The organism is Gaoshiqia sediminis, assembly GCF_025907915.1.
Lineage (GTDB): Bacteria > Bacteroidota > Bacteroidia > Bacteroidales > Prolixibacteraceae > Gaoshiqia > Gaoshiqia sediminis.
In genome coordinates this window covers 63,215-75,478 of record NZ_JAPAAF010000010.1, presented here as the reverse complement: position 1 = coordinate 75,478, position 12,264 = coordinate 63,215, and the positions used below count along the sequence as shown (strand labels likewise).

Below are 12,264 nucleotides of genomic sequence, written 5' to 3'. Positions count from 1 at the left end.
CTAAACAATTTTTCTATTTGTCGTGTTCGCACACGGACAAATATATTTAAAAACATTTTTGGATGCATTTGCACTTTTTTTATTGCCCAACTAAATAAATAAGTCTATTTTCGTGTGCGAACACGGTGATTGCCGCTGTTTGTCAACCTAACATTAATAATCAATAAATCAATACGATTATGGAACTAGGAAAGTACAGCTTTGGGGTAGGCGACCGCTTCAGTCATGAAGGTGAAGCGCAGTTGAAAGCGCTAATGAAAGCCAATGCACAGGGTGTTGAAGTGATACCCGTGTGGAACAAGTCAAACCGCGAGCACAACATTGTGCACTCCGAACCAGTTGAAACCCGTAAGGAAGCCGATGCTGCTGTTAAGGCGCTGGGCTGGACGGGGGCGTATTGTGTGGATGCCGACCACATCAACCTGAGCAATGTGGACCGCTTTATCGATTATTCCGACTTCTTTACGCTGGATGTGGCCATGTATATTGGTAACCCCTCGGATGCTGCTGATGAAGCTGCTTTTATCGCTTCGTGCAAAGCATTGGGTAATGAAGTGAAAATTGAAGGTATTGCCGAACCTATTGTAATTACCAACGATTTGTTGAAAAAAGTTGCCGGAAAATTCCTGGCGGCCATCAAAGAAGCCGGCAAAATTTACCGCCACATCGAATCGGTAAAAGGGAAAGGTAATTTTATTACCGAAGTGTCGATGGATGAAGTGGAAACGCCGCAAACTCCGGTTGACATGTTCTTTATCCTGAAAATGATTGCCGATGAAAAAATACCCGCCCAGACCATTGCTCCGAAATTTACCGGCCGCTTTAATAAAGGTGTGGACTATGTGGGTGATGTTGATCAGTTTGCCAAAGAATTTGAGCAGGATGTGCTCGTGATCGACTATGCCGTGAAGCATTTCGGATTGCCCAAAAACCTGAAGCTATCCGTGCATTCCGGAAGCGACAAGTTCACCATTTATCCCATTATGGCCAATATTATCAAGAAACACGACAAGGGTTTGCATGTGAAAACAGCCGGTACCACCTGGCTGGAAGAAGTAATTGGTTTGGCCGTGGCAGGTGGCGAGGCGCTCGATGCTGCCAAAGAAATTTATACAAAGGCATTGGACAGAAAAGAAGAACTTTGTGGGCCGTATGCCGATGTGATCGATATCGACGACTCGAAACTGCCAAGCCCCGAAGAAGTGGCCGGATGGAGCAGCGAAAAATTTGCCAGTACGCTACGCCACATTCCCGGACACCCGGAGTATAACTCCAATTTCCGTCAGTTGATTCATGTGGGGTATAAAGTGGCTGCCGAAATGGGAGAGAAGTACACTGGTTTGCTGAAGAAGCATGCCGCCATCGTTGGTGGTTGTGTGGAAGAAAACATTTACGACCGTCACCTGAAACGGTTATTTAATTTGTAAATACACACCAAAAATCAGAAAATAAGATAGAAAGATGAAAAAGTTCATGGACGAAAACTTTCTGTTGCAGACCGAAACTGCACAGAAGTTGTATCACAATCATGCGGCCAACATGCCGATTTTCGACTACCACTGTCATATCAATCCAAAAGATATTGCAGACGACCGTCAGTTTAAAACCATCACCGAAGTGTGGCTCTACGGCGACCATTATAAATGGCGTGCCATGCGTACAAACGGCGTTGACGAACGCTTTTGTACCGGAGACGCTTCAGACTGGGAAAAGTTTGAAAAGTGGGCCGAAACGGTTCCGCACACGTTGCGTAATCCACTGTACCACTGGACTCACCTTGAACTGAAGAAGTTCTTTGGTGTAGAGAAATTACTGAATCCGGCTACGGCGAAGGAGATTTACGACCATTGCAACGAATTGCTGAGTAAACCCGGCTACAGTGTTCGTGGCCTGATCCGCAAAGCCAATGCACACACCATTTGTACAACCGACGATCCCGTTGATACGCTGGAATACCATCAGCAAATCAAAAATGACGGCTTCGAAGTGGCCGTATTGCCAGCCTGGCGTCCCGATAAAGCCATGATGGTGGCCGACCCTGTTTTCTTCAACGATTATATGGGCCAGTTGGAAAAAGCTGCCGGGATGGACATCAAATCGTTCGGTGATTTGATTGCTGCCCTGGATAAGCGTCACCAGTTCTTCCACGACAATGGTTGCCGATTGTCTGACCACGGCTTGGACACTGCTTATGCCGAGGAATATACAGCCGGTGAGATTGAAGCTATTTTTGCTAAAATTAGAGGCGGTAACAAACTGACTGAAGAAGAAATTCTAAAATTCCAGTCGTGCATGCTGTACGAATTTGGAGTGATGGACCACTCGCGTGGCTGGACACAACAATTGCATATTGGCGCTCAACGAAACAACAATACCCGCTTGTTCAAAAGATTAGGACCTGATACTGGCTTCGACTCTATTGGCGACAAACCGGTTGCTGAGCCGTTGGCCAAGCTGCTCGACCGCCTGGACATGGAAAACAAACTGTGCAAAACGATCCTGTACAACCTGAACCCGCGCGACAACGAATTGTACGCCACCATGCTGGGCAACTTCCAGGATGGCTCGGTGCCTGGAAAAATCCAGTACGGTTCCGGCTGGTGGTTCCTCGATCAGAAAGACGGTATGGTGAAACAGATGAACGCACTGTCGAACCTCGGTTTGTTGAGCCGCTTTGTGGGCATGCTTACCGACTCCCGGAGCTTCCTGTCATACACCCGTCACGAATATTTCCGCCGCACCTTGTGCAACTTACTTGGCAACGATGTAGAGAACGGCGAAATCCCTGCGGATATGGAACTTCTGGGCAGCATGGTCGAGAATATTTGTTTCAATAATGCGAAGAACTATTTTAATTTTTAGTCATTCCAGATAAGCTGAAATACATTCATTTATCTTGTGAAAAAGAAAAAGATTTCTATTTTTGCAATCGATTGCACAAAGAAATTTAATGATTTGAAAGATGAATAAGAAAGTTGTTACATTCGGGGAGATCATGTTGCGCTTAGCAACTCCCGGTTATTTGCGTTTTGCACAAACCGACACGTTTACCGCTACTTATGGTGGTGGAGAGGCAAACGTAGCTGTTTCATTGGCCAATTACGGTATTGATGTAGAATTTGTAACACGTTTGCCAAAAAACGACATCGGCGAAGCTTGCCGTATGGACGTGAGAAAGTATGGCGTTGGTACAAACCACATTGTTTGGGGTGGCGACCGTTTGGGTATCTACTTCCTCGAAACAGGTGCTGTTAGCCGTGCATCGAAAGTGGTTTACGACCGCGCTCACTCGGCTATCGCTGAAATCAAACCAGGAATGGTGAACTGGAAAGAGGTGTTCAAAGATGCAAAATGGTTCCACTGGACGGGTATTACACCGGCAATTTCGCAAAGTGCTGCCGATGCCTGTTTGGAAGCTATTCAAATCGCCAACGAAATGGGAGTAACTGTTTCGTGTGACTTGAACTATCGCAAAAACCTGTGGAAATACGGTAAAGCTTGCGGCGAGGTGATGCCTGCTTTGGTTGCCGGGACTGACATTGTATTGGGTAACGAAGAAGATGCCGCTATGGCTTTGGATATTCACCCCGAAGGAGTTGATGTAACCGGTGGTCATGTGGAAGGAGCTGCTTACGAGTCGGTTTCAAAACAAATTATGGCGAAATATCCACGCGTGAAAAAAGTTATTACAACTTTACGCGGATCGGTTAACGCTAACCACAACAGTTGGGCCGGTGTTCTTTGGGATGGACAAAAACTGTACGAATCTCCAACTTACCAAATCACCCACATTGTTGACCGCGTAGGTGGTGGCGATTCATTTATGGGCGGTTTGATCTACGGTTTGTTAACTTACACCGGCGACGATCAAAAAGCACTGAACTTCGCTGTTGCAGCTTCATGCCTGAAGCATACCATTTACGGTGATTATAACCGGGTAACGGTATCAGAAGTTGAAAAATTGATGGGTGGAGACGCTTCCGGGCGTGTATCCCGATAAATTTTCAAGCCCCCTTCGAAAGGAGGGGGCTTTTGAGTTTTGTTTTTTATTGTATTAATTTACTTTTTAGCTGATAATTATGGCTCGTTTTTCTCGCATTGAGGTAGCAATTAAGATGAAAGAAACTGGCATTGTTCCGGTTTTCTACCATCAGGATGTCGAAGTATGCAAGTCGGTGGTAAAAGCTTGCTACGATGGCGGCATCCGCGTGTTCGAATTCACCAACCGTGGCGACTTTGCCCACGAAGTGTTTGGTGAGCTGAACAAATGGGCAGCGAAAGCATGTCCTGAAATGATGCTGGGCGTTGGTTCTATCGTGGATGGGCCAACAACCGCTTTGTACATTCAGTTGGGCGCCAGCTTTATTGTGTCGCCACTGATTGACGAAGAAATGGCGAAAATCTGCAACAAACGGAAAATAGCCTGGAGCCCCGGTTGCGGTTCGGTTACCGAAATTGGCCGTGCCCACGAACTGGGTTGTGAAGTGGTGAAAATCTTCCCCGGTTCGCAAGTTGGAGGCCCCAGCTTTGTTGCAGCTGTAAAAGGCCCCATGCCGTATGCCAGCATCATGCCTACCGGTGGCGTTTCTCCTGACGAAGAAAACCTCGCTGGCTGGTTTAAAGCCGGTGTTCATTGTGTGGGAATGGGTTCTCAATTATTTCCCAAAGAAGTGTTGGTAAATAAAGATTGGACATTTATCACCAATAAGTGCAAGGAGGCGCTTGATTTAGTAAAGAAGCTTCGGTAAGTTTACACCAATAAGCAATTAAACCTAGTAGTAATATTTAAAATTTGTTATGTCTTTGAATACAATTAACGAGAAGATGTCCAAGTACCGATGGACAATTGTTGGCATGCTCTTCATGGCAACAACCATTAACTACCTGGACCGCCAGGTGTTATCGCTAACCTGGAAAGACTTTATCGCACCAGAGTTCCACTGGACTGACAGTGATTATGGAACGATAACTTCCCTGTTCTCTCTCTTCTACGCCATCAGCCTGGTCTTGGCCGGTCGGTTTATCGACTGGTTGGACACCAAAAAAGGTTTTCACTGGGCCATTGGTATCTGGTCTGTTGGCGCTGTGCTTCACGCATTTTGCGGAATCGCGACTTCTGGTATTCTTACCGGCAACTGGTTTGTTGGTTTTGCCGAAGCCCGTCACATCATCGAAGGAGTGGAGGATGTTGCCCGGGTATTGAACGTGAGCGTGGTCTTGTTCATCTTTGCTCGTCTTGTATTGGCAATAGGTGAAGCGGGTAACTTCCCGGCAGCTATTAAGACAACCGCTGAATATTTTCCCAAAAAAGACCGTGCCTATGCAACCAGTATTTTTAATGCCGGTGCTACGGTGGGCGCACTTGCCGCCCCGATCACTATTCCGTTGATTGCTAAACATTGGGGCTGGGAGTCAGCTTTCATTGTGATTGGCGCCCTCGGTTTTCTTTGGATGATCTGGTGGCAGATTGGCTACCATAAGCCGGAGCATCACCCCCGTGTAAATGGTTCTGAATTGGCCTACATCAACCAGGATCATGATGCTGATGAAGCAGCATCGGAAGCCAAAAGACTGGCTGCCGGAAAGCGGATCAGCTTCCGGAAATGCCTGCGCTACAAGCAAACCTGGGCTTTTGCCTTTGGTAAGTTTATGACTGACGGTGTGTGGTGGTTCTACCTGTTCTGGACACCGGCTTACCTGAGTTCGGTTTACGGACTCGAATCATCTGATCCCAAAGCCCAGCTTGGTCTGTTTGTTCTGTATGCCATTACACTGCTTTCGATCATCGGTGGCTGGCTGCCTACTTACTTTGTCGAAAAACAAGGAATGCACCCTTATGCCGGCCGTATGAAGTCGATGTTGATTTTTGCGTTCTTCCCGCTGCTGGCTGTAGTTGCACAACCCTTAGGACATTTTTCATACTGGTTCCCCATTGTTATCATCGGTATTGCCGGTGCGGCACACCAGGCTTGGTCGGCCAACATCTTCTCAACGGTTGGCGACATGTTCCCGAAAGCTGCTATCGCTACCATTACCGGTATTGGCGGTTTGGCTGGTGGTTTAGGTTCTGTGGTGATCAATAAAGGCTCCGGCGTATTGTTCGATTTTGCCCGCGAAACCGAAATGAGCTTCTTCGGGTTTAAAGGTGTAGAGTCCGGTTATTTCATCATTTTCTGTATCTGTGCCATTGCTTACCTGATTGGCTGGGTCGTGATGAAAGCATTGGTCCCGAAATACAAACCAATTACCGACCTGACTTAATTTTATTAGGACGAATTAACGGTTAAAATAAAATCCGGGATGGTTTTGCTTGGTGCAGGACCTCCCGGATTTTTTTATTCGTGCAAATTGTCAATACCGGTTTTTTTTAATTTTGGTGTCCAAATCAGCTTTAAGTCCGAAATTATCAAACGGATAAAGTTGCTGTCTGTTCCTGTTCGGTGTGTATGAGTTGTAGTTCCTGTGTCTATTTTGTGGGTGACAATACTAGTTAACTTACAGACATGGCCGAACCAAATCAGCTCCATTGATTTTCAAGTTTCTATGCAGTTTTTCAGGTTTATTTCCGTCAATTTCACATCGGCATCGGGGGCGCACCCTTCCCTTCCGGACGGAATTATCTTGGGTGTTAGTTTGGTCGCCAGTAGGCCGTAGCTCTTCTTGACAAGCAGAAAGGCCTTGTAGCTTGACCATGAGAAAAGCCCGAAAAATACATCAAAAAAAAGGGCCCGGAAATCTCCGGAACCCTCTCTCCCATAATGCTATTTGTGTTTGTTTTGATTATTTCAAGCCACGCTTTTCGAGCAAAGGCTCTGTTGACGGATCTTGCCCCCGGAAATTCCGGTAAATTGTCATGCCTTCGTCCGAGCCCGACTTGGCCAGCAATGTGCGGAATTTGGCAGCCAGCTCCGCATTAAACAAATCGCCCGATTCCTTGAATGCATGGAAAGCATCGGTGTCCAGCACGGCAGCCCAGATGTACACATAGTAGCCGGCCGAATAACCTCCGCTGAAAATATGTGAGAAATAAGTGCTCCGGTAGCGCGGAATAATTTCGTCGATCAGTCCGATGCGCTCCATCGACGTTTTTTCGAACGCGTTTACATCGCCGGAAAATTCCTGTGTGTGCCAATCCATATCCAACACCGAAGCGGCCAGGTATTCCACCGTGGCAAACCCTTGATTGAAATGTCCGCTGTTTACGATTTTCTGAACCAGCGCTTCCGGTATCACCTCGCCGGTTTTATAATGTTTGGCGTAAACCTTCAATACTTCCGGTTCGGCGGCCCAGTTTTCCATGATCTGCGAAGGCAGCTCCACAAAGTCGCGCGGCACACGACCGGCAGTGCGCTGGTACGGGCCATCGGTAAACAAGCCGTGCAGGGCATGGCCAAACTCGTGGAAGAAGGTGGTCACCTCATCAAACGTGAGCAAGGCCGGCAGGTCGCCGCTCGGTCGGGTGAAGTTGCACACGATCGAGGTGATCGGGTACTGCACTTTTTGGCCGTCTTTGTAGGCTTGGTCGCGGAAGCCGGTATTCCAGGCGCCCACGCGTTTGCCGTCTCTCGGGTGGAAGTCCATATACAACACACCCACATGCGAGCCATCCGCTTCTTTTACCTCCCAGGCTTCCACTTCGGGATGATAAACCGGAATGTCCGTGCGCCGTTCAAATTGAATGCCATAGAGTTGGTTCGATACGTAGAAAATTCCTTCCCGAACGTTGTCGAGGCTGAAATAGGGCTTGGTTTCTTCTTCGTCCAAGTCGTACTTTTGCTTGCGCAGCTTTTCGGCATAATACCACCAATCCCACGAAGCCAGCTCGAAGTTGTTACCCTCGTTTTTAATGATGGATTGCATTTCAGCCCGCTCCTTTTTGGCAACGTCCAATGCCGGTTTCCATAGTTTATACAGGAAATCGTACACATTTTCCGGTGTTTTGGCCATGTTTACATCAATCACATAGGCAGCATGGTTTTCGAAGCCGAGCAGCCGGGCCTTCTCATCGCGCAGCTCAACCATTTTGGAGATAATCTCCTTGTTGTCGAACTCGTTGTTATTGTCGCCGCGCATAAAATAGCCACGGTAAATTTTCTCCCGCAGATCGCGGTTTTCGGCATATTGCAGGAATGGGATCAGGCTGGGTTTTTGCAGTGTGAACACCCATTTGCCGTCCAACCCGCTTTTTTTAGCCTCATCGGCTGCTGCCGAAATTACGCCTTCGGGCAAGCCTTTCAGGTCGGCTTCGTTGTCCACCACCAGCTGAAAATTCTTGTTGGTTTCGGCCAGCAGGTTTTCGCTAAACTGAAGGCTCAGCTTCGAGAGTTCCTGATTCAGCTCACGCAGTTTGGCCTGATCCTCATCGGACAGGTTAGCGCCGTTGCGCACAAAATCCTGGTAATATTTTTCAACCACACGCATTTGCTCGGCATCAAAACCAGCTCCCTCGCGCTGTTCGTACACCGCTTTCACCCGCTCAAACAAGGCCTTGTTCAGCATCACGTTGTCTTCGTGGGCCGTCATCTTCGGATAGATTTCGCGGGCCAGTGCCTGCATCTGTTCGTTGGTATTGGCCGAGTTCAGGTTGCCAAAAACGGCATCTACCCGACGCAGCAAATCACCCGATTCGTCGAAGGGTAAAATCGTGTTTTCAAAAGTGGGCGCTTCGGTATTGGCAGTAATTGCCGCAATTTCCTGTTCGTGTTGTTTAATGCCTTCTTCCACAGTAGGCAGGTAATGTTCCTCTTTGATCTGGTCGAATGGCGGTACCTGGAACGGCGTTTCGTAAGCCGCAAAAAATGGGTTTTGCATGTCTGTTTTCGTCTCTTTAGTTGAATTACAAGCCACAAAAGTAGCCACTAATACAACAAGAGTTGGAGTAATTTTCTTCATATAACGATTGGATTTTGGAATTTCGGCCCGAAAAATACAAAAACTCCGCCGCGAATTCCCTGACAAATGTTAGTTCGAGGCAGGCAAAAGTAAAATGGCAAAAGGCTAAAATAATACAATCCTCTGGCTGTCCAGGGAAATCGCTTTTAGGAATTAAATGCCATTCTTTCTATTAGAAGATGTTAAACTGCTCTTTTAAGGTCGTCACCACCCGTTCTGCCACGGCATACCGTGGCCTTACACGCCGGATAAAATCCGAAACGCCCTAAAAAGGGAAAGTCACGTACGGTCACGACACGTCGTGACCAACATGCCATTGCCCCGTGGAACGCCCATATTAACTTATCCTGCATCTGTCGGGAACGCTTCTGCCATTTGGCGTTTTTGAGCATGTGCGCATTGAACCGGTGAACTATATTTTAAAGACGATTTCCCTGCCGGGTTGCCCTTGCAATTACTCTCCAGCCCTGCAATTCACCCCCAGTGAAATCACTTTTCGGAATGAATAATGCTGTCCTTTCAAAGAGAAGATATTAAACTGACCTTTTAAGCTCATCACCATTCGTCCGGCCACGGCATGCCGTGCCCTTACACGCCGGATAAAATCCGAAACGCCCCAAAACGGGAAAGCCACGTTGGTCACGACACGTCGTAACCAACGTGCCATTGCCCCGTGGAACGCCCATATTAACTTATCCTGCATCTGTCGGAAACGCCTCTGCCATTTGACGTTTTTGAGCATGTGCGCATTGAACCGGTGAACTATATCTTAAAGACGATTTCCCTGCAATTCTAATCGGATCGTCTTTTGCTCCAGCCAAAAAATGCTTACTTTTGTCGCTCTCTGAACCTCAGCAAAAAAGCATTGCATTATGAATATTTCATACAAGTGGTTGAAAGACTACATTGACACCGACCTGCAACCGAAAGACCTGGAGAACATCCTCACGCAGATTGGCCTGGAAGTGGGCAGCATTGACGAAGTTGAAAGCATCAAAGGGGGGCTGCGCGGCCTGGTGATCGGACAGGTGCTTACCTGCGAAAAACACCCTAACTCCGACCATCTCAGCAAAACTACGGTGGATGTGGGCAACGGCGAAATTCTGCCCATCGTTTGCGGAGCGCCCAATGTGGCGGCCGGACAAAAGGTAGTGGTGGCCACAGTCGGCACAACCCTGTATGACGGAGACAACGAATTTCAAATTAAAAAATCAAAAATCCGCGGTGAAGTTTCGGAAGGGATGATCAGTGCCGAGGATGAAATTGGCCTGGGACACGACCATGCCGGTATCATGGTGCTGCCCGGCGATGCCGTGGTGGGAACGCCTGCCAGCACGTATTTCAAGGTGGAGTCCGACTACTCCATCGAGGTGGACCTGACGCCCAACCGCATCGACAGCGCCTCGCACATCGGCGTGGCCCGCGACCTGGCCGCCTTCCTGAAAAAAACACAGGATATTCATTATAAAAGGCCTTCGGTGGAGGCTTTCTGCGTGGACGACCACTCGCTGCAAATCCCGGTTGAGGTGCTCAATCCCGAAGCCTGCCCGCGCTATGCAGGAGTGACCATCAGCGGGGTGGAAATCAAAGAATCGCCCGACTGGCTGAAAAACCGGATGAAAGCGATTGGCCTGAACCCGATCAACAATGTGGTGGATGTGACCAACTACGTGCTGTTTGAATGTGGCCAGCCCCTCCACGCGTTTGATGCCGACGAAATTACCGGGAGAAAAGTGTTGGTGAAAACCATGCCGGCCGGAACCAAATTCACCACCCTCGACGAGGTGGAGCGCGAACTTCATCAGGACGACCTGATGATCTGCAACACGGAAGAGGCCATGTGTATCGGCGGTGTGTTTGGCGGTATCAAATCGGGCGTGAAAGATGAAACCAAAAACATTTTCCTGGAGTCGGCCTGTTTCGACCCGGTTTTCATCCGGAAGACTGCCCGCCGCCACGGTTTGAATACCGATGCATCCTTCCGTTTCGAGCGCGGCACCGACCCCAACGGCGTCATTTACGCCCTGAAACGCGCTGCCCTGCTGATCAAAGAAGTGGCTGGCGGAAAAATCTCGTCCGACATTGTGGACATTTATCCAACGCCAATCGAGGATTTTAAATTTGACGTTACTTACGTCAACATCAAGCGGATGATCGGAAAAGACCTGGGCGCCGAAACCATCAAAAATATTTTGACCGCGCTGGAAATCAAGATTGAAAGCGAAACCGAAACCGGTCTTTCGCTGGCCGTGCCTCCCTACCGCGTGGACGTGAAACGCGAGGCCGACGTGATTGAAGAAATTTTGCGCATCTATGGGTACAACAACATTGAAATTCCTACCCAGGTGAATGCTTCGCTGCAATATTCGGTAAAACCGGATCCGGTGAAGGTGCGCAACCTGATGGCCGACATGCTTTCGGCTCAGGGCTTCAACGAAATCTGGTCGAATTCGCTCACCAAAACCTCGTACTACGAAAATCGAGAGAGCTTATCTGCAGAACATACGGTGAAGCTGTTTAACCCCTTGAGCGCCGACCTGGGCAGCATGCGTCAAACGTTGCTGTTTGGCGGACTGGAAGCCATCGCCTACAATGCCAACCGCCGCAACGGCGACCTGCGACTGTACGAGTTTGGCAATTGCTACCACACTACCGGCGCCGAGTTGGTTGAGAACCCACTGAAAAGTTATTCGGAAGACGAGCACCTGGCGCTGTTCATTTCGGGACAAAAAGAACGCGAAAGCTGGGCCATCCCGCAAAGTGGCAGCAGCTTTTTCCAGCTGAAAGGATATGTGGAAAACCTGTTGCTGAAATTAGGATTGAAAGCTGAAAATCTGAAATTGGAAGACTTAAGCACCGATTTTTTTGCAGAAGGATTGATCTATTCGGCCCCCAACGGCCGCAAGCTGGTGGAGTTTGGAATCGTTCATAAAAAGCTGCTGAAGGAGTTTGAAATTGAAAACCCGGTGTATTATGCCGACTTTTTGATGGACAACCTGCTGCTGGAGCAAAAGAACAACAAAACGCTTTTTGCTGAACTGCCCAAATACCCGGAAGTTCGTCGCGATCTCGCCTTGTTGATCGATAAAAATGTCCGCTTTGTGCAAATCCGCGATCTGGCCGTAAAATCAGAACGTAAATTGTTGCGCTTGGTTGATTTGTTTGATGTGTATGAAGGCAAAGGCGTTCCGGAAGGAAAAAAATCGTATGCTGTCAGCTTCATTCTGCGCGACGACGAGAAAACCCTCAACGATAAGCAAATTGACAAAATCATGCAAAAGCTGATCTTCACTTTTGAAAAAGAACTTGGGGCACAGCTCAGATAAACGATCCGAAAGCCACCAGAATTTATCCGGTGGCTTTTTTGTTCAA

General features: G+C 48.2%; 8 protein-coding genes. 6 read left to right on the top strand and 2 right to left on the bottom strand.

Translation table 11 applies throughout. From position 1 onward, the window contains the following. Window positions 1-179 precede the first annotated feature (179 nt). The 5 genes from N2K84_RS09360 (at window position 180) to N2K84_RS09340 (ending at window position 6,261) form a co-directional block, all read left to right on the top strand. The gene (locus N2K84_RS09360; RefSeq protein WP_282591538.1) at window positions 180-1,427 is read left to right on the top strand and encodes a tagaturonate epimerase family protein; all 1,248 of its coding nucleotides are present in this window, start codon (window positions 180-182) and stop codon (window positions 1,425-1,427) included. A gap of 34 nt (window positions 1,428-1,461) precedes the next feature. Continuing rightward, complete coding sequence (gene uxaC / locus N2K84_RS09355; protein WP_282591537.1) at window positions 1,462-2,862, top strand: glucuronate isomerase; 1,401 nt, start codon at window positions 1,462-1,464, stop codon at window positions 2,860-2,862. Between the two features lie 100 nt (window positions 2,863-2,962). Beyond that, window positions 2,963-4,000, top strand: a complete 1,038-nt coding sequence (locus N2K84_RS09350; RefSeq protein ID WP_282591536.1) for a sugar kinase — start codon at window positions 2,963-2,965, stop codon at window positions 3,998-4,000. 79 nt (window positions 4,001-4,079) lie between these two features. Then, complete coding sequence (locus N2K84_RS09345; RefSeq protein ID WP_282591535.1) at window positions 4,080-4,748, top strand: bifunctional 4-hydroxy-2-oxoglutarate aldolase/2-dehydro-3-deoxy-phosphogluconate aldolase; 669 nt, start codon at window positions 4,080-4,082, stop codon at window positions 4,746-4,748. A gap of 55 nt (window positions 4,749-4,803) precedes the next feature. Next, on the top strand, window positions 4,804-6,261 hold the full coding sequence (locus N2K84_RS09340; RefSeq protein WP_282591534.1) for an MFS transporter: 1,458 nt from the start codon (window positions 4,804-4,806) through the stop codon (window positions 6,259-6,261). A 519-nt stretch (window positions 6,262-6,780) separates the two neighbouring features. Here the strand turns inward: N2K84_RS09340 and N2K84_RS09335 are convergent. Both N2K84_RS09335 and N2K84_RS09330 read right to left on the bottom strand, forming a co-directional pair. Next, window positions 6,781-8,892 carry a M3 family metallopeptidase gene (locus tag N2K84_RS09335; RefSeq protein WP_282591533.1) on the bottom strand — a complete coding sequence of 704 codons (2,112 nt, stop codon included), beginning with the start codon at window positions 8,890-8,892 and terminating at the stop codon, window positions 6,781-6,783. Window positions 8,893-9,346: 454 nt separating this feature from the next. Beyond that, complete coding sequence (locus tag N2K84_RS09330) at window positions 9,347-9,595, bottom strand: hypothetical protein (RefSeq protein ID WP_282591532.1); 249 nt, start codon at window positions 9,593-9,595, stop codon at window positions 9,347-9,349. 169 nt (window positions 9,596-9,764) lie between these two features. On the opposite strand from N2K84_RS09330, the gene pheT reads away from it, so the two are divergent. After that, complete coding sequence (gene pheT / locus N2K84_RS09325) at window positions 9,765-12,218, top strand: phenylalanine--tRNA ligase subunit beta (RefSeq protein ID WP_282591531.1); 2,454 nt, start codon at window positions 9,765-9,767, stop codon at window positions 12,216-12,218. The last annotated feature ends 46 nt before the right edge of the window (window positions 12,219-12,264 follow it).